The sequence below is a fragment of the Fictibacillus sp. 26RED30 genome (assembly GCF_015903845.1).
Lineage (GTDB): Bacteria > Bacillota > Bacilli > Bacillales > Fictibacillaceae > Fictibacillus > Fictibacillus phosphorivorans.
In genome coordinates, this window is sequence record NZ_JACZDV010000001.1 from 1,606,634 (window position 1) to 1,633,039 (window position 26,406).

At 38.1% G+C, this 26,406-nt stretch carries 27 protein-coding genes, 1 tRNA gene and 1 other annotated feature; of the genes, 6 read left to right on the forward strand and 22 right to left on the reverse strand.

All coding sequences use genetic code 11. The features are described from left to right. Positions 1-106: 106 nt before the first annotated feature. From odhB to IHV11_RS08205, 5 genes are all read right to left on the reverse strand, one after another. Positions 107-1,381 carry a 2-oxoglutarate dehydrogenase complex dihydrolipoyllysine-residue succinyltransferase gene (odhB, locus tag IHV11_RS08185; RefSeq protein ID WP_197194328.1) on the reverse strand — a complete coding sequence of 425 codons (1,275 nt, stop codon included), beginning with the start codon at positions 1,379-1,381 and terminating at the stop codon, positions 107-109. Then, complete coding sequence (locus tag IHV11_RS08190) at positions 1,374-4,229, reverse strand: 2-oxoglutarate dehydrogenase E1 component (RefSeq protein WP_197194329.1); 2,856 nt, start codon at positions 4,227-4,229, stop codon at positions 1,374-1,376. Before IHV11_RS08190 ends, odhB begins: the two co-directional genes overlap by 8 nt. Before the next feature lie 171 nt (positions 4,230-4,400). Then, positions 4,401-5,336: an EamA family transporter RarD gene (gene rarD / locus IHV11_RS08195; RefSeq protein ID WP_197194330.1), complete on the reverse strand. Its 936-nt coding sequence runs from the start codon at positions 5,334-5,336 to the stop codon at positions 4,401-4,403. A 103-nt stretch (positions 5,337-5,439) separates the two neighbouring features. Then, positions 5,440-7,122 (reverse strand): arginine--tRNA ligase, encoded by a 1,683-nt coding sequence (gene argS, locus IHV11_RS08200; protein ID WP_197194331.1) that lies wholly within the window; start codon positions 7,120-7,122, stop codon positions 5,440-5,442. A 46-nt stretch (positions 7,123-7,168) separates the two neighbouring features. Next, positions 7,169-7,373 (reverse strand) — a binding site (T-box leader). A gap of 47 nt (positions 7,374-7,420) precedes the next feature. Continuing rightward, on the reverse strand, positions 7,421-7,702 hold the full coding sequence (locus tag IHV11_RS08205; RefSeq protein ID WP_197127898.1) for a hypothetical protein: 282 nt from the start codon (positions 7,700-7,702) through the stop codon (positions 7,421-7,423). 87 nt (positions 7,703-7,789) lie between these two features. Between IHV11_RS08205 and IHV11_RS08210 the strand changes: the two genes are divergently transcribed. Continuing rightward, positions 7,790-9,151 (forward strand): MATE family efflux transporter, encoded by a 1,362-nt coding sequence (locus tag IHV11_RS08210; protein WP_197194332.1) that lies wholly within the window; start codon positions 7,790-7,792, stop codon positions 9,149-9,151. Between the two features lie 17 nt (positions 9,152-9,168). On the opposite strand, the gene msrA is transcribed toward IHV11_RS08210, so the two are convergent. Further along, the gene (gene msrA / locus IHV11_RS08215) at positions 9,169-10,131 is read right to left on the reverse strand and encodes a peptide-methionine (S)-S-oxide reductase MsrA (RefSeq protein WP_197194333.1); all 963 of its coding nucleotides are present in this window, start codon (positions 10,129-10,131) and stop codon (positions 9,169-9,171) included. Positions 10,132-10,204: 73 nt separating this feature from the next. Next, complete coding sequence (locus IHV11_RS08220) at positions 10,205-11,149, reverse strand: DMT family transporter (RefSeq protein WP_197194334.1); 945 nt, start codon at positions 11,147-11,149, stop codon at positions 10,205-10,207. A gap of 90 nt (positions 11,150-11,239) precedes the next feature. Here IHV11_RS08220 and IHV11_RS08225 point away from each other — a divergent pair, with 90 nt between their 5' ends. Next, the gene (locus IHV11_RS08225) at positions 11,240-12,064 is read left to right on the forward strand and encodes a GDSL-type esterase/lipase family protein (protein ID WP_197194335.1); all 825 of its coding nucleotides are present in this window, start codon (positions 11,240-11,242) and stop codon (positions 12,062-12,064) included. Here the strand turns inward: IHV11_RS08225 and IHV11_RS08230 are convergent. Further along, positions 12,046-12,453, reverse strand: coding sequence for a group-specific protein (locus IHV11_RS08230; protein ID WP_197194336.1), 408 nt, complete (start codon positions 12,451-12,453; stop codon positions 12,046-12,048). The genes IHV11_RS08225 and IHV11_RS08230 overlap by 19 nt on opposite strands. A 135-nt stretch (positions 12,454-12,588) precedes the next feature. On the opposite strand from IHV11_RS08230, the gene proC reads away from it, so the two are divergent. Continuing rightward, positions 12,589-13,428: a pyrroline-5-carboxylate reductase gene (proC, locus tag IHV11_RS08235; protein ID WP_197194337.1), complete on the forward strand. Its 840-nt coding sequence runs from the start codon at positions 12,589-12,591 to the stop codon at positions 13,426-13,428. 133 nt (positions 13,429-13,561) lie between these two features. Here the strand turns inward: proC and IHV11_RS08240 are convergent, their stop codons facing one another. Beyond that, the gene (locus IHV11_RS08240) at positions 13,562-14,218 is read right to left on the reverse strand and encodes a GDSL-type esterase/lipase family protein (RefSeq protein ID WP_197194338.1); all 657 of its coding nucleotides are present in this window, start codon (positions 14,216-14,218) and stop codon (positions 13,562-13,564) included. A 159-nt stretch (positions 14,219-14,377) separates the two neighbouring features. On the opposite strand from IHV11_RS08240, the gene IHV11_RS08245 reads away from it, so the two are divergent. Beyond that, entirely contained in the window at positions 14,378-14,776 is a 399-nt protein-coding gene (locus IHV11_RS08245; protein WP_197194339.1) for a hypothetical protein, read from the forward strand. Between the two features lie 9 nt (positions 14,777-14,785). On the opposite strand, the gene IHV11_RS08250 is transcribed toward IHV11_RS08245, so the two are convergent. From IHV11_RS08250 to IHV11_RS08300, 11 genes are all read right to left on the reverse strand, one after another. Continuing rightward, positions 14,786-16,000 (reverse strand): DUF2515 family protein, encoded by a 1,215-nt coding sequence (locus tag IHV11_RS08250; RefSeq protein WP_197194340.1) that lies wholly within the window; start codon positions 15,998-16,000, stop codon positions 14,786-14,788. A gap of 90 nt (positions 16,001-16,090) precedes the next feature. Further along, the gene (locus IHV11_RS08255; protein WP_197191068.1) at positions 16,091-16,663 is read right to left on the reverse strand and encodes a DUF502 domain-containing protein; all 573 of its coding nucleotides are present in this window, start codon (positions 16,661-16,663) and stop codon (positions 16,091-16,093) included. A gap of 21 nt (positions 16,664-16,684) precedes the next feature. Then, on the reverse strand, positions 16,685-17,551 hold the full coding sequence (gene dat, locus IHV11_RS08260) for a D-amino-acid transaminase (RefSeq protein ID WP_197194341.1): 867 nt from the start codon (positions 17,549-17,551) through the stop codon (positions 16,685-16,687). A 210-nt stretch (positions 17,552-17,761) separates the two neighbouring features. Further along, complete coding sequence (locus IHV11_RS08265) at positions 17,762-18,013, reverse strand: hypothetical protein (protein WP_137789510.1); 252 nt, start codon at positions 18,011-18,013, stop codon at positions 17,762-17,764. A gap of 90 nt (positions 18,014-18,103) precedes the next feature. Further along, on the reverse strand, positions 18,104-18,925 hold the full coding sequence (gene nadE, locus IHV11_RS08270) for an ammonia-dependent NAD(+) synthetase (protein WP_197194342.1): 822 nt from the start codon (positions 18,923-18,925) through the stop codon (positions 18,104-18,106). Between the two features lie 53 nt (positions 18,926-18,978). After that, on the reverse strand, positions 18,979-19,353 hold the full coding sequence (locus IHV11_RS08275) for a kinase-associated lipoprotein B (protein ID WP_197194343.1): 375 nt from the start codon (positions 19,351-19,353) through the stop codon (positions 18,979-18,981). Continuing rightward, positions 19,346-19,666: a hypothetical protein gene (locus IHV11_RS08280; RefSeq protein ID WP_197194344.1), complete on the reverse strand. Its 321-nt coding sequence runs from the start codon at positions 19,664-19,666 to the stop codon at positions 19,346-19,348. The genes IHV11_RS08275 and IHV11_RS08280 overlap by 8 nt, the downstream gene beginning before the upstream one ends. Before the next feature lie 129 nt (positions 19,667-19,795). Beyond that, complete coding sequence (locus IHV11_RS08285; RefSeq protein WP_197128236.1) at positions 19,796-20,704, reverse strand: rhodanese-related sulfurtransferase; 909 nt, start codon at positions 20,702-20,704, stop codon at positions 19,796-19,798. Between the two features lie 135 nt (positions 20,705-20,839). Then, a tRNA-Arg gene (locus IHV11_RS08290) sits at positions 20,840-20,914 on the reverse strand. A gap of 79 nt (positions 20,915-20,993) precedes the next feature. Beyond that, entirely contained in the window at positions 20,994-21,368 is a 375-nt protein-coding gene (locus IHV11_RS08295; RefSeq protein WP_197194345.1) for a DUF2203 domain-containing protein, read from the reverse strand. A gap of 99 nt (positions 21,369-21,467) precedes the next feature. Next, positions 21,468-21,752: a hypothetical protein gene (locus IHV11_RS08300; protein ID WP_191753483.1), complete on the reverse strand. Its 285-nt coding sequence runs from the start codon at positions 21,750-21,752 to the stop codon at positions 21,468-21,470. Positions 21,753-21,940: 188 nt separating this feature from the next. Between IHV11_RS08300 and IHV11_RS08305 the strand changes: the two genes are divergently transcribed. Together IHV11_RS08305 and IHV11_RS08310 are read left to right on the forward strand one after the other, a co-directional pair. Continuing rightward, positions 21,941-22,681 carry a DUF6081 family protein gene (locus IHV11_RS08305; protein ID WP_197194346.1) on the forward strand — a complete coding sequence of 247 codons (741 nt, stop codon included), beginning with the start codon at positions 21,941-21,943 and terminating at the stop codon, positions 22,679-22,681. A gap of 139 nt (positions 22,682-22,820) precedes the next feature. After that, the gene (locus IHV11_RS08310) at positions 22,821-24,275 is read left to right on the forward strand and encodes an amidase family protein (protein WP_197194347.1); all 1,455 of its coding nucleotides are present in this window, start codon (positions 22,821-22,823) and stop codon (positions 24,273-24,275) included. 218 nt (positions 24,276-24,493) lie between these two features. Here IHV11_RS08310 and ltaE read toward each other — a convergent pair whose 3' ends face one another. Beyond that, positions 24,494-25,516, reverse strand: coding sequence for a low-specificity L-threonine aldolase (ltaE, locus tag IHV11_RS08315; RefSeq protein WP_197194348.1), 1,023 nt, complete (start codon positions 25,514-25,516; stop codon positions 24,494-24,496). Positions 25,517-25,549: 33 nt separating this feature from the next. After that, positions 25,550-26,314 (reverse strand): class I SAM-dependent methyltransferase, encoded by a 765-nt coding sequence (locus tag IHV11_RS08320; RefSeq protein WP_197194349.1) that lies wholly within the window; start codon positions 26,312-26,314, stop codon positions 25,550-25,552. Between the last annotated feature and the right edge of the window lie 92 nt (positions 26,315-26,406).

Sequence of the window (26,406 nt, forward strand, 5' to 3'; positions counted from 1 at the left end):
GCTAACCTCACACACCGCACTAACGACCTATCCTCTATTCAAACCCACCAAAAAAACACCCCCTGCAAGCAGGGGGTGTTCCATATCATCATTACGTTACTAAACATTAACCTTCTAAAAGAAGTGATTCTGGATCTTCCAGAAGTGATTTAATCGTTGTTAAGAAGCTTACCGCTTCTTTTCCATCTACAATACGGTGATCATAAGAAAGTGCGATGTACATCATTGGACGGTTTTCCATACGCTCTTTATCGATCGCTACTGGTCTCCATTGGATTGTATGCATTCCAAGGATACCAACTTGAGGTGCGTTCAAGATTGGTGTTGAAAGCATCGATCCGAAGATTCCGCCGTTCGTGATTGTAAATGATCCACCTTGAAGGTCTTCTAATGATAGCTTTTTAGAACGTGCCTTCTCAGCTAAGTTTCCGATTTCTTTTTCGATACCAGCGAAGCTTAGACGATCAGCGTTGCGAACAACTGGTACAACTAGTCCTTCTTCTGCTCCAACTGCGATTCCGATATCGTAGAACTTCTTAAGAACCATTTCATCGCCTTGAATCTCAGCATTGATGGCAGGGAACTTTTTCAGTGCTCCGACAACAGCTTTCGTGAAGAATGACATGTATCCTAGTTTAACTCCGTTTTGCTCATAGAACTTGTCCTTACGGCGAGCACGAACTTCGTTGATCGCCGTCATATCAACTTCATTAAACGTTGTAAGCATCGCTGCTGTTTGTTGAGCTTCAACTAAACGCTTAGCGATCGTTTGACGTCTGCGGGACATCTTCACGCGCTCTACAGGTTTCTCAGGATTTACCGCTTCAACAGAAGCAGCTGGTTTAGAAGCTGCTGCTGCTGGCTTAGATGCCGGAGCAGCTTTTTCTGTGCTTCCACCTTCAACATGACGTTTTACATCTTCCGTGCGAACGCGTCCTAGAGGATCGCGAGCATTCACTTCAGATAGATCGATGCCTTTCTCACGAGCAAGCTTGCGAGCTGCAGGAGATGCGATCGGGCGATCAGAAGCTTTCAGTTCTTCTTCAGCCGCGTCTTTTTCAACGACTGGCTCTTGTTTTTGTTGAGTTGGAGCAGCTTTTTCTTCCGTCTTTTCTTCTGCTGCAGGTTCTGCAGACTCAGAAGCTCCGCCTTCAACGATGGAAGCGATGATATCCCCAACGGCTACAGTGTCACCTGGTTCAACTTTAATATTTTTTAAAACGCCATCTCGCTCAGCACTGATTTCAATGTTTACTTTATCAGTTTCAAGCTCTACTAGATCTTCACCTTTAACAACTGTGTCGCCTTCTTTTTTAAGCCATTGTGCTACTGTACCTTCTGAAATTGATTCGGCTAACTCCGGAACTTTAACGTCAAACATGTTCACGGCCTCCCTCTCGCGATTGAATGTCTAGTGCTAATGATGTTTGGATGATTTGTTCTTGTTCTTTTTTATAGATGTCTGGTTCCCCACCAGCCGTACTCGAACGTTCTTGACGTCCAATATAAGAAACGTGAGCTTTTGGTGCTACAGCACGAAGTTTTGGTTCGATGTATAACCACGATCCCATGTTTTTCGGCTCTTCTTGCACCCAGATCAAGTCTTCAACGTTTGGATACTCTTTTAATAGTGCATTCATCTCTTCTTCTGGGAACGGATAGATCTGTTCAACACGAACGATATGCATTTCCGTTCTTGCTACTTGATCTTGTTCAAGAGCTTTTTCAAGATCGATCGCAATCTTACCAGAGCAAAGCAAGATTTTCTTCACTTTGTCTTTTTCTTTGCCTAGACCAGGTTGTTGTAACAATGGCATAAAGTGGTCACTTTCAAAAGCTTCCGCCATGGATGCTACTTTCGTGTCACGCAGCAAGCTCTTAGGTGTCATAACGACTAACGGACGAACTTCATCCATTGATAGAAGCTTAGCTTGACGTCGTAGCAAATGGAAGTACTGTGACGCAGTACTTACGTTAGCAACTGTCCAGTTATTTTCTGCACCTAACTGTAAGAATCTTTCTAGACGTGCACTTGAATGCTCAGGTCCTTGACCTTCATATCCGTGAGGAAGAAGCATCACCATACCTGATTTTTGTCCCCACTTCGCACGACCTGCTGATAAGAACTGATCGAACAGAACTTGTGCAACGTTTGCAAAATCTCCGTATTGTGCTTCCCAAATAACAAGCGTTTCAGGTGCAAATACATTATAACCGTACTCAAAACCAACAACTGATGATTCTGACAGTGGACTGTTATGAATCGCAAACGAAACATCGATGTCATCCATGGCATGCAATGGAGAAAACTTCTTTCCGCTCTCACTATCGTTTAATACAAGGTGTCTTTGCGCGAACGTACCACGCTCAGAGTCTTGCCCTGTAATACGAATCGGCGTTCCATCTTTAAGAATAGAAGCGAATGCTAATGATTCAGCCATACCCCAATCGATCTTTTCCCCTTGGAAAGACTTGCGTCTGCGTTCGAGGATTCTCTTGATCTTCGGATATACATTAAAGTCTTCTGGGAACTTCAGCATGTTTTCTGTAAGTTCTTGAAGATCACTAACTGAAATTGTGGTATCGATATCAGGAAGTGCTTTCGATAACGGATCAGGAAGTCTTGTGTCTTCCAATTTGAATTTTTCTTTGCGACCTTGAACTTTTTCATATTCAGTCTGATGTTTTGTTAAAACATCATCTTCGATGGATTTTACTTCTTCTTCAGAAAGCACTCCTTCTTTAACAAGCTGTTTTGCATAAACGTCACGAACGGTCGGATGACTGTTTACATGTTTATACAATCTAGGCTGTGTTGCAGATGGATCGTCCATTTCATTGTGACCGAATCGACGATATCCGATCAGATCGATCAGAACATCTTTTTGGAACTTTTTACGATATTCATAAGCAAGATGTACAGCTGCAATACATGCTTCTGGATCATCTGCATTAACGTGAATGATCGGGATCTCAAAACCTTTAGCAAGGTCACTCGCATATTTCGTTGAACGAGAATCACCGCTATCTGTTGTAAAACCTACTAAATTGTTTGCGATGATATGAAGTGTTCCACCCGTCTGATACCCTCTAAGGCGACTTAAGTTCAATGTTTCAGCAACGATTCCTTCACCCGGAAAAGCAGCATCACCATGAATTAGGATCGCAAATGCTTTAGAAGTATCTTGCACTGGATAACCTTTCTTATCACGCGTTTCCTGAGCTGCTCTTGTATATCCTTCAACAACTGGATCTACATACTCTAAGTGACTTGGGTTATTAGCAAGTGAGATTTTAATTTTATGAGATTGATCTGTTTCAACTAATCGGCTTGCACCCAGGTGGTACTTTACATCTCCAGTCCATCCAAAGTTAATTCCTCTTGAACCTTCAGAAGGAATTAGCTCCTTGTTTGGAGAATGATGAAATTCTGAGAAAATTAATTCATAAGGTTTGCCAAGAACGTGAGCAAGTACGTTCAGACGCCCACGGTGTGCCATTCCGATCAGAGCATGTTCTGCTCCGTCACGGCATCCTTCTTTAGCTGCTTCATCAAGCATCGGTACCAGCATATCAACGCCTTCGATAGAGAAACGCTTTTGTCCAACGAATGTCTTATGAAGAAATTTCTCAAATCCTTCAACTTCACTCAGTCGTGTTAAAAGGTTCTTCTTATCTTCAGCCGAAAATTTAGGATAGTGTTGGCTAGTTTCAACCATGGTGTTTAACCATTGGCGTTCTTCAGTCTCATGTACATGACTGAATTCATAAGCGATTGTTTTCGTATACACTTCCTGAAGCATTTGGATCGCTTGATAGCCGTCTTTAACGCTTGATGGCGCTTCTTTCCAAATAAAGGAAGGTGGTATCGCTTTCAAATCTTCTTTTGTTAAGTTAAATTCTTTCGGGTCAATATGGTGGTTGTCTTTCGGAAATTCCCCTACTGGGTATAAGTTAGCTGCTAAGTGACCGTAAGTGCGAATGTTTTCTGCTAATTTTAATGCAGCTGCTAATTTCTCGAAATCCAATCCATCAAAACTCTGTGCAGTACGTTGATTTGATACAGAGTCCTCAATCGGAGGCCCCCAAGCATCAAATTTCTCTTTGAATGAACTGTCAACAGATTCCGGATCCACACTATATTGATCATATAGTTCAAGGATGTAGGCCATATTTGGTCCACTTAGTCCCTGCCAAGGATTTTCTGATTTGGAACGTTGATGACTCATCTTTTGTTCCCTCCTGCTTCCCTTTGTAAGTATTGTGCTGTTGCTGTTAACAGGTGATTCATCATTTCTCGCCATTGAATTTTTCCCTATTTAAAGCGCTCTCAAACAATGAATGAAAAGAACCTTATCATTGATAAGGTTTCAACTGTAACAATGGTCATTGCCATTATACTATATTTTCGCAGAAAGTGAATTTTGTTTTTTACGATTTATGAGATAATTTGCCCATATTGTTTTGCTGACCGTAAAAATAAGGAGCGCGATCCATATCAAGGTAAATGAAATGACATGAATCTGACTAAATGTTTCATGATACAAAAATACACCTAATACGAGCATGATAGTGGGAGCAATGTATTGTAGAAAACCGATCATCGTCATAGAGATCCGCTTTACACCTTGCGCAAAGCAAAGTAATGGTACTGCAGTCACAAGTCCAGCTCCCCATAAAAGTAGTGTCGTAGAAGTGCCTCCAGAAATAAATGACGCCTCCCCGTTCCATTGAAGATAGATCAAATAAATGAAAGCTAATGGAAAGACAAACATCGTCTCAAATGTTAAGCCCGTTAACGAGTCAAAACTCCCAAGTTTTTTTACAAGTCCATACAGGCCGAACGAAAGAGCTAGAGAAACAGCTACCCAAGGGAACTCTCCATGTTGCCACGTTAATAGAAAAACTCCACATGCGGCTAATACAAAGGATACGAGCTGCCAGCTGTTTAATTTTTCTTTCAATACAAGCATGCCCAGAATTACACTAACAAGTGGATTAATATAATAGCCTAAGCTAGCTTCAACAACATGGTCTGTATTGACGGCCCAAATATACATGACCCAATTCCCGCTTATTAATAGTGAAGCGGTAAATACAGATAGAAATTGTTTCTTATTACCAAAGAGCACTTTTACATCTCTTGTAAGAGCGTTTTTCTTATTTAATAAGAACATTACAGCGATCATTAAAAGAAAAGACCATAAGATGCGGTGTGCTAAAATCTCAACGGATCCTGCTGATTGAAGTGGTTTCCAATACAGTGGAAGGAATCCCCATATTAAATAAGAAAAAGCGGCATACCATATACCCTTCGTATGTTCATTTAATTTCATTGTCCGTTCCTCGATCCCATAATTTATATGAAGTTATAAGATTATATAACGGATTCTAGATGATTTGCTACTAAATAAACTTCGCAACAAATAACGGGTAACTTTACATTTTATTCGGTGTTTGAACGCCTAATAATCGTAACCCTTCTTTCAGGACGATCTGAACTGCTGCACATAACGCAAGTCGTTCCGGCGTTTCTTTAGTGTTTAATATTTTCACATTTGCATAGTAGTGATTAAATTTATGAGATAACTTTAAGACATATTTCGAAATAGCAGATGGTTCTTTTCTGCGAAATGCCTGTTCAACAACTTCAGGGAATTCATTTAATACAGATAGAATCTCCCAGCTTTCTAATTCGATGGACAACTCATTCGGAACACTTCCGTTAAAATTCCCTTTATTTAATAATGTTTGTATTCGAGCAGTTGTATACTGCACATACGGTCCCGTGTCACCCTCAAATTTAAGCATCGCATCAAGCGAGAATTCCACATCGTTTCCTTTCTCATTTTTTAAATCATGAAAAATAACCGCGCCTACCCCTACTTGACGTGCGACATTCTGTAAATCTTGGAGTTCAGGATTTTTACTTCTAATATTTTGTTCTGCTAACTGCACGGCTTCTAAGATAACAGTTTCTAATAGTACAGTTCTTCCTTTTCGTGTACTCATCTTTTTACCATTCTGTAAAATAAGCCCGAAAGGAACATGATGCATGTGATCAGCCCAATCGTGTCCAAGCTTTTTCAATACGCGTTTCACTTGTTCAAAATGTAGAGATTGTTCGTGTCCGACAACATAGAATGCCTCGTCAAAGTCATAGGTCTTCTTTCTATAGATGGCAGCAGTAATGTCACGTGTAGCATACAGAGTGGCGCCGTCCGTTTTTTTGATCAAACACGGTGGTAGATCTTCACCTACTCTTACAACCTGGGCACCATCAGAGAGTTCCAACAAATTCTTTTCTTGCAGGGCTTTTACGGAAGCTTCCATCTTATCGTTAAAGAACGCTTCACCGTTATAAGAATCGAAATGGACATCCAATAATTTATAGATGTTCTGAAATGCGTCTAAGGATGCTTCTTTAAACCAGATCCATAATTCTTTTGCTTTGGGATCATTATCTTCTAATTTCTTAAACCACATTCTCCCTTCATCATTTAACGAAGGATCTTTTTCAGCTTCTTCATGAAAGCGAACGTAAAGTTTAGTCAGCTCTCCGATCGGATTATCTTTTACCTTATTTTCCAACCCCCACTTTAAGTACGCACAGATTAATTTGCCAAATTGTGTACCCCAATCACCTATATAATTAATTTTAACTGTCGTGTACCCACATTTTTCACTGATCGCGGCTATTGAGGAACCAATTACTGTTGAACGCAAGTGTCCCATTGAGAAAGGCTTTGCAATATTAGGAGAAGAAAGATCGATAACGATTGTCTTTTCATTACCAAAACTATGATTTGCATAGTTGTTTTTCTCCTTTAATATTTGAGTTAACAGCGATACAGCAGCTACTTTTTTATTTAAAAAAGCATTCACGTAGCCTCCAACAACTTCTATTTTCTCAAACGCATCTTGACTCGTTCCACCAGCTAACGTTGTTGCGATTTCATTTGGAGACTTCTTATAGATCTTAGCTAATTGAAAACAAGGAAATGCTAGATCACCTTGTTGAATTTGTTTAGGTTTTTCAATAGCGGAATCAATTTCTTCGAAAGATAGTTCACTACCAATCTTTTCTTTTAAATAAGCTGCAAATACTTTTTTACCGTTCATTCTTTTACCTCCCTAAAATAAAAAAATCCGCCTCTTCTAAATTAATAGAAGAGACGGATATTAACCGCGGTACCACTCTCATTGCCTAAAGGCCACTTGACTTGTTAACGGGAAGTCCCGGTTTGCTCTACTTCGTTTTCAAGCAAACATTTCCAAAGTGCGCTTCGTCTGAAAGTTGTGCAAGGCTTACACCAATCCCTTGCTCGCTATATAACATCCTTACAGACTACTCTCTTTTTCATAAATGTTCTGACATATTGTTTTTCATATTATATGAAGGTGAAAGCAAAAAGTCAACTTATTCCTTTTTATCAAAATCCAAGTAATCTCTCATTCGTTTAATGTATCGTTTTAACCGAAATAACGTTTCCGTTCGTAAATACTTTGAGTTGAAGGCAGCTGTAACTGCTGGGACCGATACAAACACTCCATGCTCAGTTACTCTAACCGGTATTACACCTGTATAGATTGTTTCTCCACTGCTTCTATATAAAAGCTCTGTTGAAACCAGTACAATTTTTTCGTTGCTTTGCTCTCCTGGCAGAACAGATTGAACTTCAAAAAGAAATTGAACACTCATAGTTTCTCCTTCACGTATATTAGTTATGTTTTATGATATAATTCATTGTCTCGAATTGACAGTTTAACTACTAAAGGAAGTATGCAGATGATACAGACGTATTCGTTAAGAAGTAAATATAAAAATTTCTTAGTACTGGTGATCCCTGTATTGATCACTCAGTTAGGCTTATATGCCATGAATTTCTTAGATACGGTAATGAGCGGCCGTTCAGGTGCTGATCAACTAGCAGGTGTAGCTATCGGATCGAGTTTATGGGTTCCGATCTTCACTGGACTAAATGGTATCTTAATGGCATTAACACCTATTGTTTCACAGCTTGAAGGAGCTAAGAATACAAAAAATGTGCCCCGGTCCGTCATGCAAGCTGTTTACTTGTCGGTCGTAATTTCAGTCATCGTTGTTGCATTAGGATCAGTTGTGTTAGATCCAATTTTAGGTGCGATGACTCTCGAAAAAGAAGTAGAAAATGTTGCAAGAGGCTATTTAATCGCATTATCGTTCGGCATCATGCCGCTGTTTTTATACGGTGCACTTCGATCTTTCATCGACGCTTTAGGTCAGACTAGAATTACGATGTTTATCACACTGATTGGATTACCCGTAAATGCTATCTTTAACTACTTATTCATATTCGGTAAAGGTGGTTTTCCCGAATTAGGTGGTGTAGGTGCTGGTGTGGCAACAGCAATAACGTATTGGGTAACCTCGATTATAACCGTTATGATCGTTGTTAACATGAACCCGTTCAGAAGATATAAACTGTTTCGAACGTTCTATAAACCTTCTTTAACTGCTTGGAAAGAACAGTTGAAGATCGGCGTTCCGATTGGTCTTGCCATCTTCTTTGAAGTAAGTATATTTGCTGCTGTTACACTTTTAATGAGTGATTTCAACACGATAACAATCGCTGCTCACCAAGCTGCACTAAACTTTGCTTCATTCTTATATATGCTGCCTTTGAGTATCTCTTTTGCACTCACGATTGCAGTTGGTTATGAAGTAGGCGCGAAACGCTTTAAGGATGCCGCACAGTATAGCTATATAGGAATCGTTACGGCTGTTGGCTTTGCCCTAATTCTCTCTGGTCTCTTAATGGTGTTCGATGAACAAGTAGCGAGAATCTATTCAAAAGAACCAGAAGTCATTCAACTTACGACTTCGTTCTTATGGTATGCGGTGTTCTTCCAACTAGCTGACGCTATAGGCGCTCCAATTCAAGGTGCACTAAGAGGCTATAAAGATGTAAATGTCACCTTTATGCTTTCATTTATCTCATACTGGGTGCTCGGTCTACCGGTTGGATACTACCTAGCTAATTTTACGTCGCTTGGTGCATATGGGTATTGGATCGGATTGATATCTGGTCTTTCAGCTGGCGCTATCATTTTATTTGCTCGATTAAAATATATACAATCACATTCTTATTCCTCTTCTGAACAAAAATAAACCAGCTCAAGGCTGGTTTATTTTTGTTCGAACAGAGTGAGGTATTCTCCATATCCTTTTTCTTTTAGTTCGTTCTTAGGAATAAAACGAAGTGCTGCAGAATTGATGCAATATCTTAATCCACCTTGATCTCTTGGACCATCTGTGAAAACATGTCCTAAGTGAGAATCTGCATCCTTACTTCTTACTTCCGTCCTGATCATACCGTGAGATAAATCTTCTTTTTCTTCGACAGTAGATGAACGGACAGGTTTTGTAAAACTAGGCCAGCCACAGCTGCTATCAAATTTGTCTAATGAACTGAAAAGAGGCTCCCCAGAAACGATATCCACGTAGATCCCTTCTTCTGTATGGTTCCAAAATTTATTTTGAAAAGGAGGTTCTGTTGCATCTTTTTGTGTAACGTTATATTGCATAGGATTAAGGGTTTTTAGTATTTCTTCTTTTTGCCCACTATCTACCCAGTGTGATTTGATAAAGGCATCTCGCCCTGAGCCTTGGCGATAGCGTTTGTAATGAAAAGGATTCTTTTTATGATAATCCTGGTGATATTCTTCAGCAGAATAAAACGTATCAGCAGGTAAAATTAAAGTTGCGATCGGCTTGTCGAATCGACCGCTCTCTTCTAATTCCTTTTTTGATTTTTCAGCAACCGTTTTTTGTTCTTCATCATGATAAAAAATGGCAGTACGGTACGAATCTCCACGATCGTAAAATTGTCCGCCAGCATCAGTAGGATCAATTTGTTTCCAAAAAACTGAGACTATTTTTTCATAGGTAATGATGGATGGATCAAATGTGATTTGAACGGCTTCAAAATGGCCCGTTGTTTCACTGCAGACTTCCTTATAAGTTGGATTTTCTTTGTGACCACCTGTATAGCCTGATTCTACAGAAATAATGCCTGGCCACTCTTCAAATGGTGTGACCATACACCAAAAGCATCCTCCAGCAAAAGTAGCTTTCGTATAGTTACTCATGAGATCAATCTCCTTTTTTCATCTGTTTGTTTCATCATATAAGAATGCCCATAAAAAGCATAGAAAAAGGCTCTTACCCTTTTTTTACAATTGGACCTGATGTTACTGGTGGCTTGATCGGTGCAGGAGTTGAACGCCTATTTTGTTTTCGCGTATTTTGCAAGAAGTAATACAGACCCGCTAACACGACAGCACCACCACTCCATTGGGAAAGAGTTAGTGATTCATCAAGAAATAGGTAAGCTAACAAAGTTGCCCCAACTGGTTCACCTAAGATTGCCATTGATATCGTAGCAGCTGTTACATATTTTAATAGCCAATTGAACAATACATGTCCAAATACAGTTGGTATGATGGCAAGCAGTACAAAGATCCCCCATTCTTTCTCAGGATACCCAGTCATCGGTATAGACAAAGTCAAATTATAGATTCCAAAAACAATGACAGCTACAAAAAATACAGAAAAACTATAAAGTGTAGCAGGAAATGTTCTTAGAAGCTTTTGACCGATCAGCATATGAGCTGCAACTACAATCGTTCCTAAAATAGATAAAACATCTCCTTGAATATGTTTTATTGAGATGCCAATATCTCCCCAACCAATCATAATAGCCCCAACGATCGCAACAACCATCCCAATGATTGCTGCCTTTGAAGTTCTTTCTCGAAACGCTATGTATGCTCCTATCATTACAAAAACAGGCTGTAAAGAAAGCAGTATCGTAGAGCTTGCAACGGTAGTTAATTTCAAAGATCCCATCCAAAACAAGAAATGAAGAGCTAGAAAGGTTCCTGATAAAAATAACAAAAAACCTTCTTGCCAAGTCATTTTTTTCAAAAAACGAACTTGTTTCCAAACAAATGGAAACATCAAGATCAATGTAAATAATAATCGATACATTCCTTGAACAGAAACAGGTGCATCTGACCATTTAACAAAAATAGAAGAAAACGATATTGCGATGATCCCAATTACTAATGGAATAAATACAGGTATCTTTAGTGAATTATTATTCAAGTGGTCACCTTTCACTTTCTAGGCATATTTATGATATTATCTATAACTAATACTTTTATTTTTAAAAAAATATGTTACAGGAGGATATATATGAAAAAAAGATATATCATCTCCTTGTTTGCTTTGCTATTAGTCATAAGTGCAGCCGGGTGGTATTATTATCCGCAATATAAGATAAACCAGATCAAGAAAGAATCTGTGATCGATCAAAGTGATTCATCAGATTCGAAACAAATCACTTATCTTCAATATCTAAAGAATTCTCCAAAATCCACTTTGAATCACCTCGTGCTAGGCGATTCAGTAGCTGAAGGAAGAGGCTCTGAGCAAGGTGGTTTCGCTAACAAAGTGAATGACAACCTGCAGGACTTAACAGAAAAAACCTTTATTCTCGAAAATCAAGGTGTTTCTGGTTTTACGAGTAAAGGCTTACTGAATCAACTGGACATTCCAGCTGTTCAGCAATCTGTAGAGAAAGCAGACATCATTTCAATAAATATTGGCGGTAATGACCTCGTACAAATTGCAAAGAAACAAGGTCCACTAAAAGCTATACAAAGTTACGATGATGTTAAATCTGATTATAAGCAAAACTTAAATGATATTTTCGAAAACATCAGAAAACATAATCCTAACGCAATAATAGTGTTGAATGAACTGTATAACGTTGTTAATGCTGAACAAAAATATTACCCAGCGACGGAAAAACTATTGAATGATTGGAATTTAATCGCATACGAAACAGCACTTTCACACAAGCCAGCTTTGGTAGTTCCCGTTAGCGATGCTCTTCGAACAGACGATATGGATAAATGGTTGTACGATTCCATCCATCCAAATGAAGAAGGATACGATCGGATCGCTGCCAAAACCGTTACAACATTTCAAAATCAATCTTATAAAGAGGCTCGATAAGGTTCAGAAGAGCTGCCCAATGCAGGCAGTTCTTCTACTACCCCATTCCAATGTATAATCTGTGGTAGAAAATAAAATGTAGTTGCTTCAGATAATTTTTGCAACACACCTTCCGGATCGTACAAAACAACGATTTTCTTATTCCCTAAAGCAATACCCAGTTCAGTATGACACCCTTTCCCACCAGGTAAGATCACGATTGTTATATCAGCTTCCATGACTGCTTCATATTCTTTTATTCCTATTTCAGCCAGATCTTCTTTCGTCTCTGCTCTATCGTTAACAGTCCAATCATATGTAAGCTGCCAATGAAGTTTATTTTGCAGATCTTTACCTAACTTTTTTACACGTTCTATATTTTGAAATCCCGAAGCCACATAAAATTTCATTCAAGCTCCTCCTTTGTTTCTTATGTAAAAATCATATTACAATCCAGTGGAAATGGATATAACGACTTGCATCTATTTGTGAACATGTTAACATAGTACTTTATATATAAGTAAAATCATTGAAAGAGGGGTTGCATGTTAAAATACAGAAATATTACTTTTATTGGTGCAGGTTCAATGGCAGAAGCAATGATATCAGGATTGATCAACAAAGCCAAAATTTCTCCTGATCAAATCATAGCCGCGAACCACACGAATGAAAACAGAAGATTAGAACTAACGAACAGATATAACATTACGACAACTTCAGTTCAAGAACTCTCATTAACGAACACAGACGTGATTATTCTTGCGGTAAAACCAAAACAAGCGGAAGAAGTTCTTCAACAACTTCGACCCGCACTTCAAGATCACCATGTCATTTTATCCGTTCTTGCCGGAATTTCAACAACGTATATAGAGGAGATCCTAGACAGATCTTTACCTATCATTCGTGTCATGCCTAATACATCGAGTATGATTGGTGAATCCATTACAGGTATTAGTGCCGGTAAGTATGTAAAAAATGAAGATTTGGATTTAGCTCAAGAATTGTCGAAAGCTATTGGCAAAGTGAAAATTATATCTGAGAAACAGATGGATGTTTTCACTGGAATAGCCGGTAGTGGACCTGCGTATTTTTATTACTTGCTTGAACATATGGAAGATGTCGCTGTGGAAAACGGTCTTGATCGCGAATTAGCACGTGATATTGCGGCTCAGACTCTTTATGGTGCAAGTAAGATGGTTATGGAGTCCGATGACTCTCCAGCTGAACTAAGAAAGAAAGTGACTTCACCAAACGGCACGACTGCGGCAGGACTTGATGCACTTGCAGAAAATGGCGGTGGTGTTGCCATTGAAAAAGCAGTGGAACATGCTGCAAAACGTTCCAGATCACTTAGAAAAGAATTTGAAAAAGTTCCTGTTATGTAAATGAAATTCCGGAGAAGAGCTGTCATTATTGTGGCAGCTCCTCTTTTTTAGTTTAGTGACTGGTTTTTATTTTTTTAAAATAGAATACGCTTACGGTACGTGAAATTTTATTAAATGAGTGCGGAATATTTCATTACTCGATTTCAGGAAAACCTAAATCAAACAGTGAAACGGCTATGACTTGATAGCCTTTTTTGTTTGGATGAATCGTATCAAAACAGACGAGCTCACTCTCTCTTCCCATAAAGACACTGTATAGATCTGCTACTTTCACATATGGCATCTTCTCATAGCTCTTGATCAAATCGTTAAACATGTTGACCCATTGCATGGCTTTACTCCATTTAAAGTACGGGTTATACAACGTGCATATTCTGATGATAAACGGCTCTGTTGAATTTCTTTTTAATTTATAGATCTTCTTAAAAATTTTGTTTAGATTTTTTTTGCAATTTTCTAAAGCATGATAGATCAATTCCTCTTCTTTCGTAAACATATATTTAAAAGCCGCTTGAATAAGATCGTTACCACCAGCTGTGATTAATATGATTTTAGAATCCTTAATCGACCTTTTGATCTCTTTATCACTTAAGGAATTTAATATTTCTTCGGAAGTTGTACCCGTTACTGCGAAGTTTTTTACTAAGATGTGCTTATCAAAAGTGATTTGTGTGAAGTTTACAAATCTTCCAACATATCCTTTACCGAACACCGGTGCTCCTACTCCAACAGTTAAGGAATCACCGATCGCTGTTAACAACCATTCATATGAAGTATGTTCATCAGACATAAATCCCTTATCCTCCTTTTCAAAGCACACATTTCTATTATTAAAATATGATGTGTTTTAAATTTGGACAGGGCGTTTTCATCACTTCCATAAAAGGGTTATGTCCCTTTTTCATTCGTTGAATATACATATATAGAAACTATTATGAGGTGATTTTTTTTGAAAGAGAAATCTGTAAGAATGTTCCCATATGGCGGATACGACCCTTTTACTACACCAACTGCAAAGGGATATGCAAATAGCCAAACGGTACCCGGCAGACCGCCATACGCTCCAGCAGCTCCAGCTTCTATGCCACAGCAGCAATATTCACAAGGATTAACTCAACAGCCATTCATGCCATATATGATGCCAATGATGCCACCTGGTGCGATGCCACATCCAATGATGCAAGGTATGCCATTTAACCAACAGCAGAGTCAAGGTAATCAAAATTCAATGGGTATGATGCCGAACAATCAAGGATCTGGACTTAACTTCGGAAAAATGATGGGCGGAGCAAATCAAGTGATGGGGCTTGCACAGCAAATGGGTAACATCCTTTCCTTCTTTAAATAGAAGCCTTTATCAAAGGTTTCTATTTTTTTTGAGCATCTTATAATATCGATTAAAGAGAAACACAGACTCTATTTTGTGTAGACCAGACCAATACGTCATCCATGTGGAGGGAGAAGGCTTATTCACTAACTTCATCTTCTTTAATACATACTCTTCATCTACAAACCAATTCGAACCAAGATAAGGTCCACTACAGTTGTGCTTCCATACATCTAGAAGAAATGGACTATATATTTTCGTGTTATTTTTCACTTTGAAAAAAGAGAGCTTTTCTTTAGGAAACTTATCCGGAGAAGGATAGATAGCAGTAAAACTATTGTGATCATAATCACATCGCGATCCCGTATGAGGAATAGCATTCGCAAACCTGTGTATGTTCGTTGCAAACTGTGTTTGAAATAATGTGGAGTATAAATTTTGCCCCAACCGAATTCTTTCATCAAGGTTCTTAAAATGGTTCATGTTTCTTCCAATTGATTGTTTCAACGGCCATGTAGGAAACAATATTTGCGAAAGCTTCAGCCATTCTTGTAGACGATATGTGATAGAATTTAATAATTCTTTATATTCTTCTGTTTGAACAAGTGCTTTTTCAATATGACTTTGTTCATTAATAATCTGTGCGACAGGAAGTAAAAAGCCCTGATCTTCTTGGCGTATATAAATCTCCCAAACGCCTTCAATAAAAGGAGAAATGTTGAAATGATGACTTAGATGAAACAGAGATATTCCTGTTCTTTTACTCTCTTCGTATAAAAGCAGTTGAGGATAAGCATCCTCAAAAATCATACTGTTTCCTTTTTCAAGCATATCGTACAATTTTGTTAGAAATGTTTCTTCAAGAATGTGTGGTAAGAACTCTCCTTTAAGATCACTCATAAAATATCCAGCGTTTCTAGAAACCATATGAGCTAAAAATGACCATGAGATCTCAGGATGTTTATTATAGAACGTTAAATAAGCTGTGGTACGTGTGACATTATTTTTGTTATAGCGTTTCGTCTCTGCTTTGATTCTTCGAACTAACTCTTTGCTATTGCTTTGAAGATTTATCTTAACTTCTCCGTTTCTTCTTTTTATTCTTTTCCATTCATCTTGTAGCAACATCCTCTGCTCTTTACTGAGTTGCCAGATTACTTTTTCTCTTTGAAAAAAGGGAAAGGCATTAATGACCATTTCGAACGGGATGAGTGTTAATTTTGTAAATAACCGTTTTGATGTCATCAGCTTAACACCCTCCTTTTCTTTCAATGTATGAAAAAAGCAAACGAAAAACACCCTTTCCGTTACAAGGGTGTTTGTTCATCGACTATTTTATTTAGTTGCGACGCCACCAGATAATAAAAACTTCATGGCATCTTCAGGTTTTACATCAAGAACTTTGATCTTGTCTTTTGGTACTAAAAAAGTGAAACCTGCAATCTGAAACGTTTGAGGGATGTAAACCGCAACGTGATCTCTCAACTCATCACTTAAACTACTTACATCTTCAGTCGTAACAAAACCCACACTTTTTACATTCAGTTCAGGATATTCAATCAGCACAACTTTGGAAAAAGATCTTTTCTCTCCAAAAAGAGAGTGAATCGTATCTTTTATCACAGAATAAATCGTCTTAACAAAAGGTGTCTTCTCTAGCACGCGATCGATAAGACTAAATAACTTTCCTGATACATATTGAGTAGACATCCAACCCAAGACAGTAATCAGTACAAGCGTAGTGATAAGTCCAATGCCTGGTATATAATCTTCTTTTAGAACATCTTTTAATAAGTTACCAAGGATGCTGTCTAAAAATCCAAAAATCTTATATATCAGATAAACAGCTAACACGATCGGAAGGATGGTCAGCAGTCCATTTATAAAGTACTTGAGTATTTTTTTCATATTTTCCCCTACAATTTAAGACTAGTTAACGACAGAAGTATTCTTTTTTATCTGTCTCTTAAAGTGGTCTTGCAGTTTAAGTGTTACAGGACCAATGTCGTATGTTTGATTCTCTGAGCCTACAAGTTTGGTCACTGGTGTTACTTCCATCGTTGTACTTGTAATGAAAACCTCGTCTGCGTTTAAAAGGTCATCTACAGAGAATGCTTCTTCTAAAACGGAGATGCCATTTTCTAGTGCTAATGTAATCACGATTTGTCGAGTGATACCATTTAAGATCAGATTTGTACTTGGATGTGTTTTCAATGTTCCATTTTTTACGATAAATACGTTGGATGAAGACCCTTCTGTTACTGTTCCATCTCTGTGCTGAATCGCTTCTTGACAGTCAAAATCTGCAGCTTTCCGTTTTGCCATCACATTGCCAAGTAGGTTTAAACTTTTAATGTCACAGCGCAACCAACGGATATCTTCTGTTAGATACGTGCTGATTCCACTTGCTTGAGATTTCGCAATGTTTTCAAGTGAAACGGATTTTGCAAAACCTGTTACAACACTTTGCATATTTCTTTCATAAAGATGATTTCTGGGTGCGACTCCACGAGTCATCTGAATGTAGACCATTCCATTCTCAATGTTGTTCTTACTGATTAGTTCATCTGTAAGCTTTTTAAACGTAGAAACATCATAGGGCATTGCTAGTTCAAGTTTCTTTGCACTTTGTTCAAACCTCGCGAAATGCTCTTTAAACGCAAAAGGTTTTTTGTCATAAACAAATACCACTTCATAGATTCCATCTCCGAAAAGGTAGCCTCTGTCTTCGGGATCAACTGGTATCGATCCGTCTTTAATAATTTGATCATGATATAAAACGTATGAATTTTCCATGATTTTACCACCCCATCACTATAATATGTATACAGTTGAGCTTTCATCTACTTTAAATGAAAAAGTGGATGCCTTCAAGTGTCACTTTGTAAGTATTCACTGTTGCTTTGAAGATCGTTGAATTTCAATACAGGTTGCTCGATTTCCAGGTTAAAAACATCATACAAGAAATCATACAAAAAACCGCTTTTATAAGCGGTTTCATTCTCATTATTGCTTTACTGTTTTAACAACTTTATGATCCTCTACTGTAACGATATATAGTTCCTTGTCCATTTCGATCAAGAAGTCATTATCATACTGTTCTTTCAACTCTTCCTCAATCTTAAAAGGTTTCTTAAAATGCTCGTCGATAACATTTAATCGATCTTTTCTTTCGTTCTCGCGATTAATAGTATCATAAACAAAATATGCTAAAAATACGATACCTAATGAGATGATGATCTTAGCCGTTTTACTCAAAGTTATGTATCCCCTTCCCCTTTATTCCAAGAACAAGTATAACCTAAAAGCGGCAAAACAAAAACACCTGGTTTCCCAGGTGCTCTACTCTTACTTCCACCACGTATCGTGAACGGATGCAGGATGGTTTCTCTTATGCATCGTCTGGATGTATCTTTTTTCAATTTTTTCTTTAGATGACGTAGAAACTTCCTTTCCTTCCAGATAGTCATCGATTTCTTCATATGTTACTCCGAGTGCTGTTTCATCAGGAATCAGCGGCTTGTCGTCTTCAAGATCAGCTGTAGGAACTTTTAAATATAGTCGTTCTTCTGCGCCTAGTTCTTTTAACAGCTCTCTTCCTTGTCTTTTATTTAATCCGTACAATGGAACGAGGTCGCATGCTCCGTCACCATGTTTTGTAAAGAAGCCAGTTATCGCTTCTGCTGCATGATCTGTACCGATGACCAAACATTGATAAGCGCCTGCAATGTCATATTGAACTTTCATTCTTTCGCGTGCTTTCGTGTTCCCTTTTAGAAAGTTAGAAAGTTCTTTTTCAGTTGCCTTTGTAAAGGCACTCATTGAAGCATCAACAGCCTGTTTTATATCTACGGTTAAAGATACATCTGGCTCGATGAATTTTAGAGCACGCTGAGCATCTTCTTCATCTTTTTGTACGCCATATGGAAGTCTAACCGCTACAAAAGTATATGTTTCTCCCGTTTCATCCTTTAGTTCGTTCATAGCAATCTGAGCTAATTTACCAGCAAGACTTGAGTCTTGTCCACCACTGATGCCAAGAACATACCCTTTTGCACCAGATTTTTTTACATAGTCCTTTAAAAATTGAATTCTGGATTTAATCTCTTTCTTTACATCAATTTTTGGTTCCACTTTCAACTCTGAAATAATCTGTTTTTGAAGTTCCAATTCTATCGCCACCTTTTGGTCTATAATATCTTCTTTCCACTGTCTATCCACTTTTAATCAAGCTTATAGTCTTTTTTTAATGAAAATAAACAGTCCAAAGAGCGTTTTGCCCAAGGACTACCGTCCCCTTCTAACTTGTCTATGTACTGATTTAAGGCATGTTTTAAAGATTCTTTGTAGGAGGGAAGTTCACCATCGTAGCTTTTGATCGTATGAACTGGCACCCATGTTTTCTCTCCATAACTTAACGCTCTTCTTTCTTGGAAAAATGGGACATCCGCTTGTTTAGGGTTATGAAGATCACCTTGCCAAGGGTGGTGTTTTACTGCCAAAACTTCAAATAACACCATCTGGTTACGCTCTTCTCCTGCTTTTCCTATATACTGCCCGGTTTTATAACTTGCGAGTACAAGGTTTTCATTATTCATCCCTTTTTGTCTCCTTCATCGCATTGATTTCATTAGACACTACAAAGGCAAGGTCTTCATTGCCGAATAACGATAAAACTTGTAGTACAGTATCATGAGGGATATGCTCGGCTTCTTCTATCGGCACAGTTTGCTCTAGCATATGCATTACATACTCATTATTACTTTGATCTGGATACGCTTTAAGATAAACATCTTTAGGATCAAGCTTGTTATTCACACACCATTGAGCGTAAATGATGATCATCATACCTTCATCTTTTTGATAATTACTTATCACTTGTTCAGAAACATCGTTTGCTTTATTATTCATCTCTGTCACCTCTTTAATCACTCTTTTACGCTGTTTTTGCATTCCATTTTGAATAAAAAAGTCATCTATATACCGTTAACTTTAAAACACGAAAATAAAAAAAGCCAGCATTATCACTGGCTTTGTAGCTTAAACAGTTTGTTGTTCTTTTTGTTCTGTCTCATATCGGTTACGCGGGTGATCTAAACATTCTTTCGAACAAGAACGCTTATGCTTCACTTCACACTCCGTACAGCAAACATGTTGTTTATTACATTCTGGGTTTGCACAGTTCACGTAACGGTCTTCTGTTTTTCCGCAATAATAACATGTAGCGATCACTACATCTTCTTCTGTACGGTTAACGGGAACAGAGATACGTTCATCAAACACATAAAGTTTGCCGTCCCAAAGCTTTCCTTGGACTTCATCATCTTTACCGTACGTTACGATTCCGCCTTCAAGCTGTGATACATCTTGAAAACCTTCTTGAAGAAGAAAGCCTGAGAACTTTTCACAGCGGATTCCACCTGTACAGTACGTTAACACTTTTTTATCTTTAAACTCGCTAATATTTTCGCGTACCCATTTTGGAAAGTCTCTTGAAGCTTTTACATCAGGACGGATGGCACCACGAAAGTGTCCGATCTCATATTCATAATCGTTACGACCATCAATTACGATTACATCTTCATCTTGGAGCGCTTCGTAAAATTCTTTTGGAGATAAACGTTTACCTGATAACTGGTTAGGGTCAACATCATCTTCAAAGCGCCACGTTACTAGTTCCTTCTTATGGCGAACAAACATCTTCTTAAATGTATGTTCTTCTACTTCATCTATTTTAAAAACAATATCTTCAAATCGCGGATCCGCTTTTAGATGATCCATATAGATTTGAGTCTGTTCATACGTTCCTGACACAGTTCCATTGATTCCCTCAGGAGCAACGATGATTCTTCCTAAAAGACCTAGATCTTTACAGAACTTTAAATGTTCGTCTTTATAGCTCTCTGGATCATCGATCGGAACATACTTGTAATACAATAGTACTCTCATTTTTTCTGACACAATTAATCACCAACCTGCAACGTTAGTTTATTTTTGCGACGCCAAATAAAAAACCACCGGTCCCAATAGCCTTCCCCGTGGTGAGTACCGGTCTAACCGATATTCGAGATATTTAATTGGAAGTGGCGCGCCCACCAGGATTCGAACCCAGAATACGAGAGCCGAAATCTCGTGTGATATCCATTTCACTATAGGCGCTAATTACGTCACGAATAATATCATAAGCTTTTTCAAAGAATAAAACAAGTGTTTTTTACATGAATTAAATAAACAAACCTTAATTTACCAAATGAAGCAGATCCATTTTTTCTTCAATACTCTCATAAACAGTAATGACCGGTTCTTCTGGATGCCATTTAAATACACCTTTTTCTCCATTTAAAATAGCTGGGAAATGGAGTGTAGAAGAAAAAACATCTTCAAACCATACACCATGAGACAAAATATTTGAGATAAACATTTCAGCTTCAAGTTCCATGAATTGAATTCTTTTTTCCCAAGCAGCTTTTTCTTCTGCATTCAACTGAGGTTCGACTTGCTGAAAGGATTCATACCACAAGTCAAACTCTCTTTGTAAGTTATGCAGAGAATCAAACTCTTTTGAGAGGACTGGAAGCAATTGGTTGGCTTCTTCTAATGTATAGCGCTTCATTACATCGGACTCCTTCATCTTCTTGTTCGTATTATATCAAATGATAAATACTTTGCACACAAAAATGACAAGAAGAAAACCTTTTGGGTCACCAAAAGGTTACACGGTAAGACATATTTCTTTCTTAGGATTTTTTAAGTCTAAATAAAAATCTCTAACTGTTTCATCTTCAAGTAATTCTGGAAAATCTCTTCTGTATTCTGAGCTGATTAATATTTGCTCAACTAAATCCACAGATCCTCTTCTAAGCAGAAGCCTTAATGTCAACCATTTATCCCGTTTTGATTTTAGATGGAACTTTGTTATAAACAACATGATTCTATCATCGCTTGAGAACGTTTTTTCCTTTTCTTTTCGTAAATTAATTTGAGATACCGTTTTCATAGAGAACACCCTCCCTTTAATTTGCGAGCTCTTAATACCATTATTATTCAGTTTTTTCTGAATTATACTTGTCCATCCTAGAAAACTAGTTTTTTTTGGACGGGTATTAATAGAAAAGCTTGCATTTGCCTCATCAATCTTAATTTGATTAAATATGTTTATAAGCAATTAACTAGGAGCTGTGTTTAATGAAAAAACATCAAAATGAAATCATACTTGGTAATTTCCATTCTATACTGTCTGAATCCGAAACATGGAGGATCGGAGGTTTCCCTCTTCCAGATGGATCCTTCCACGAGTTTAGAGAGCCTGAGGCAGTCGTTATCGTTCGAAATGACGAACTGTATGTGAGAGTAAATCCTTTCACTAAATCCCACCCTTCTGTTCAGTTCTTAGATAATGCAAAACACATGTATTATTCAAATGAACCGATCAAAGTGCCACAAGACGGAACAGTCACCTTTCAGTGGAAGATGCGTTCACGTCCGATCGGAACGAATGCAAATGACCTGTATGATGGTTTTGCTTCTGTAAACTTATTAGATTTTACGACAGGAGCAGCACTTGATTTCTTTGCAGGTAACGATAAATACGCTAGCGTCTATGCCGTACTCCCATTTCCAGGTGTTTCCGTACCTGAGACAGATAAAACAAGATACTTTTGTATCTTTAAAGAAGAACAAGAATTTAATCAAAGAGAATGGAACGAATACCAAATCACATACAATCGTTCAGGTGATGAAGTTATATTCTCTGTGAACGGAAATATTGTTCGAACCGAAAAACACGTGCCGATCAAATTCAATGAGTTCACGGTAGCACTAGGACTTATGACTGAAAAAGACCTATCTTCTGAAGGAAGTACATCCCTTCATGGTCAAGGGATTATCGGTGAATGGTCACCTATGAAAGTATTGATAAGTGAATAATACAGAAATCGGCTAAATCCTTTAAAGGTCTGCATGATGCGGGCCTTTTTTTATTTATTCTATAAATACTTTGAAAATTCCTTTTTTTGCGACAGTTTTATATAATAAGTATTGAGTAATTAAGAGAGGAAGCGGCAAAATGTCACAAAATATTGTGTTGGATTTAAATGAGATCACACTTGAAAAGGTACAGCATTATTTTGAGAACGGTGACTTAACATCAGTTGAACTGGTCATGTTTTATCTTGATCGTATCTCTAACTACGATAAACAAGGACCTATGATCAACTCCGTATTAGAGATCAACCCTGATGTATTATTCATTGCGAAAAGTTTGGATTTTGAAAGACAGAACGGGAAAGTTCGAGGACCTCTACACGGTGTTCCTGTCATCATTAAAGATAACATCGACACTGCCGATCAGATGCATACGAGTGCAGGTTCTCTGGCTTTAGAGAACCATTATGCCAAAAGTGATGCTTTTGTCGTTAAGAAGTTGAGAGATGCTGGTGCAGTCATCATCGGAAAATCAAATATGACGGAGTGGGCTAACTTCATGGCATATGATATGCCTAACGGTTTTAGTTCACGAGGAGGACAAGTACTTAATCCATATGGACCAGGAGTATTGGATGTGAGTGGATCTAGTTCAGGCTCAGCTGCTGCTGTCGCCAGTAATTTTGCTGCACTTAGCATTGGAACTGAAACTTCAGGCTCTATCCTATGTCCCGCTGGAAATAATAATATCGTTGGGATCAAACCAACTGTTGGTTTAGTCTCTCGATCAGGTATCATTCCGATTTCAATCAGTCAAGACACGGCTGGTCCCATGGCACGAAATGTTAAAGATGCTGCGATTCTCCTTGAAGCTATACAGGGAAATGATCCACTAGATGCTGCAACATTGTCCGCTCCACAGCATTGTAACTATATAGAAGGATTAGAACAAGCCACTTTAAAAGGCAAACGATTTGGTGTTTCTTACGAATTTTGCATAAAGCATTTAAATCATACACAAAGGTCAGTCTTCGATGAAGCACTAAAGCTCATTGAGGATGAAGGTGGGGAAATTATTTATTTAGATCAGATCTCACCTTTAGAGAATAATGAATCAGATTATAAAGTGCTCTTACACGAGTTCAAGAATGGTCTTAACCATTATTTACGTTCTGTTTCATCAGAGATTAAGATCTCCTCTTTATCTGATGTCATAGATTTTAATGTACAGAATAAGGAAAAGTGTTTAAAGCACAACCAAGAGCTGTTGTTAGATAGCAATATGACTGAAGGAACATTAACGAGTCCAGAATATCTTAAAGCGAGATTAAACGATCTTGAGATGACGCAAAATAGTGGAATAGATCTTGTTATTGAAAAACATAACTTAACGACTCTCATCAGTCCAAATGACGTATGGTATGCTATTCCTGCCAAAGCAGGATATCCTTCCATTTCAGTTCCTTCTGGGTTTGATGATGATGGGTTACCACTTAGTGTTATCTTTACTGGAGAAGCATACTCCGAGAAAAAATTGATACATACAGCTTATGTCTTCGAACAGATTTCTCACAAGAGAGTTCCTGTAGTATTTTAATAGACACGAATGATTTATTCGCAAGCATGGTTTTTTAAAACTCTCTTTTCTAAATGATTGTCGCTTTTCCTTTGTTTATTGATTGGAATGGAGATCAACTACTTCCAAAAGCGACAAAACTTACATAAGATTGCCTTAACAAAACAAAGGATGAGCCTTCTTGAAGAGGCTCATCCTTCTATTTTCAGCTCATTTTTCAGTTAAAACTATACGTTATATTACCCTACTACTACTTTTAATGCAGAGATTGCATGATCGATATCTGCATCACTAACATCATAATGCGTTGTTAACCGGATCTGACCTTCACCGAACGATACGGCAAGAACTCCCTCTTGTTTTAGTCTTTCTAAAAACTCTTCATTTCTCTGTTTTGTTTTTTCAATATTGACGATTACTATATTAGTATCAGGTCTATTCACTAATGCAAGTCCGTTCATATTTTCGATGGCACCTGCTAACTTTCGTGCTTTATCATGATCTTCAGCTAATCGGTCGACCATTTTTGTTAATGAAATGATTCCACTAGCCGCTAAGAAACCAGCTTGTCTCATTCCCCCGCCTAGACGTTTTCTCCACTTACGGGCTTTATCGATAAATCTCCGTTCTCCTGCCAGAATAGAACCTACTGGTGACCCTAATCCTTTAGATAAGCAGAACTGAACGGAATCACAATATTGGGTAAAATCCTTCACCTTCTTGTTCGTTGCAACAACCGAATTAAAAAGTCTCGCCCCATCGATGTGAACAGGAATACCTGCATCTCTAGCCACATCATATATGCTTTTCATGTTATCTAACGAAACAACAGATCCACCTGAACGGTTATGTGTATTCTCGAGACAAATCAGCGATGTATCTGGAAAATGGATATCATCAGAACGAATCGCTTGTTTAACTAAAGCAGGATCCATCTCTCCTCGAACACCTCTTATAACTCTTGGCTGGACACCTGCTAATGCAGAGATAGCTGCTCCTTCATAGAAGAATATATGAGACTCTGATTCAACGATGATCTCATCTCCGGGTGAACATTGAGCAAGCACCGCCAATTGATTTCCTTGTGTTCCGCTTGTTACAAACAAAGCAGCTTCTTTTCCAGTGATCTCAGCGGCAAGCTTCTCAAGCTTATTTATTGTTGGATCTTCTCCATAAACATCATCACCAACTGCAGCCGTGTAGATAGCGTCTCTCATTTCTTTAGTAGGTTGTGTTAACGTATCACTTCTAAGATCAATCATACTCCACCTCATCCGGATTTTTCGTATCTTTTATCATTCAATCACACCATATAAAAAACTAGCATTTCGTTTAATCACAGAAAATCCCAAGTCGTTAAACTTCGTACTGCTTTTATTATCTTTCATCACGACTCGTTCGGACGCTACTCTTTTTGCTTCTTTAATGATTGTGTCGGTAAGCACTCCGTAATCCGCGCTGCTCTTTAATCCCTGTATCCCAGGAGATGAGATTGTGGATTCAAACATCGGATCAAAATAGACCACATCAAAACTGTTGTCGTGCTGTTTTTTTAGAAAATCATAATGATTTTCATGTACCACATCAATTCTTCTCATCGCATCATTCATTTCTTTAGAGTTGGACTCCCACACTTGAAGACCGCTCTTCACGACAAATGAAATGGCTCTACTGCTCTCAACTCCAACTACAGCCCCTCTTCTACCCGTTACCAAACTAGCAACGATCGCATCAGATGCTAGTCCCAACGTGCAATCTAAGATTTTCATTCCCTCTTTGAGCAGCGACGCTTCTATAAAAGCATCTTTCTCTCCTCGAAGAATCTGTTTAACGCGAAACATAGAAGAATTCGGATGAAAAAAGAACGGTGTGCTGTCGTCTTTTGGATGATACGAGATTTTGTCCACTCCGATCATAAGAACATGGTCATTATATTTACTAATGATTGAAGAGATAGAGTGGCCATCTCTATCCACAAACATCCCGTCAATCGAGACGGCAACTTCTTGCGCTTTGTTTTTTAATCGTGTTGCATTTTTACCAGCTGTCGTAATGATCATTGTTTTCACCTGTCTGTTTTATTATGTACGATTCCTATTAATCCTTTGTCTCCTATAAACCTGCAAGTAGAATCACGTATCATTTGCATATC

Coding starts and splice junctions, on each gene's coding strand:
- odhB (WP_197194328.1), bottom strand. CDS start 1,381: ATGTTTGACGTTAAAGTTCCGGAGTTAGCCGAATCAATTTCAGAAGGT.
- IHV11_RS08190 (WP_197194329.1), bottom strand. CDS start 4,229: ATGAGTCATCAACGTTCCAAATCAGAAAATCCTTGGCAGGGACTAAGT.
- rarD (WP_197194330.1), bottom strand. CDS start 5,336: ATGAAATTAAATGAACATACGAAGGGTATATGGTATGCCGCTTTTTCT.
- argS (WP_197194331.1), bottom strand. CDS start 7,122: ATGAACGGTAAAAAAGTATTTGCAGCTTATTTAAAAGAAAAGATTGGT.
- IHV11_RS08205 (WP_197127898.1), bottom strand. CDS start 7,702: ATGAGTGTTCAATTTCTTTTTGAAGTTCAATCTGTTCTGCCAGGAGAG.
- IHV11_RS08210 (WP_197194332.1), top strand. CDS start 7,790: ATGATACAGACGTATTCGTTAAGAAGTAAATATAAAAATTTCTTAGTA.
- msrA (WP_197194333.1), bottom strand. CDS start 10,131: ATGAGTAACTATACGAAAGCTACTTTTGCTGGAGGATGCTTTTGGTGT.
- IHV11_RS08225 (WP_197194335.1), top strand. CDS start 11,240: ATGAAAAAAAGATATATCATCTCCTTGTTTGCTTTGCTATTAGTCATA.
- IHV11_RS08230 (WP_197194336.1), bottom strand. CDS start 12,453: ATGAAATTTTATGTGGCTTCGGGATTTCAAAATATAGAACGTGTAAAA.
- proC (WP_197194337.1), top strand. CDS start 12,589: ATGTTAAAATACAGAAATATTACTTTTATTGGTGCAGGTTCAATGGCA.
- IHV11_RS08240 (WP_197194338.1), bottom strand. CDS start 14,218: ATGTCTGATGAACATACTTCATATGAATGGTTGTTAACAGCGATCGGT.
- IHV11_RS08250 (WP_197194340.1), bottom strand. CDS start 16,000: ATGACATCAAAACGGTTATTTACAAAATTAACACTCATCCCGTTCGAA.
- IHV11_RS08255 (WP_197191068.1), bottom strand. CDS start 16,663: ATGAAAAAAATACTCAAGTACTTTATAAATGGACTGCTGACCATCCTT.
- dat (WP_197194341.1), bottom strand. CDS start 17,551: ATGGAAAATTCATACGTTTTATATCATGATCAAATTATTAAAGACGGA.
- IHV11_RS08275 (WP_197194343.1), bottom strand. CDS start 19,353: ATGAATAATGAAAACCTTGTACTCGCAAGTTATAAAACCGGGCAGTAT.
- IHV11_RS08280 (WP_197194344.1), bottom strand. CDS start 19,666: ATGAATAATAAAGCAAACGATGTTTCTGAACAAGTGATAAGTAATTAT.
- IHV11_RS08285 (WP_197128236.1), bottom strand. CDS start 20,704: ATGAGAGTACTATTGTATTACAAGTATGTTCCGATCGATGATCCAGAG.
- IHV11_RS08295 (WP_197194345.1), bottom strand. CDS start 21,368: ATGAAGCGCTATACATTAGAAGAAGCCAACCAATTGCTTCCAGTCCTC.
- IHV11_RS08300 (WP_191753483.1), bottom strand. CDS start 21,752: ATGAAAACGGTATCTCAAATTAATTTACGAAAAGAAAAGGAAAAAACG.
- IHV11_RS08305 (WP_197194346.1), top strand. CDS start 21,941: ATGAAAAAACATCAAAATGAAATCATACTTGGTAATTTCCATTCTATA.
- IHV11_RS08310 (WP_197194347.1), top strand. CDS start 22,821: ATGTCACAAAATATTGTGTTGGATTTAAATGAGATCACACTTGAAAAG.
- ltaE (WP_197194348.1), bottom strand. CDS start 25,516: ATGATTGATCTTAGAAGTGATACGTTAACACAACCTACTAAAGAAATG.
- IHV11_RS08320 (WP_197194349.1), bottom strand. CDS start 26,314: ATGATCATTACGACAGCTGGTAAAAATGCAACACGATTAAAAAACAAA.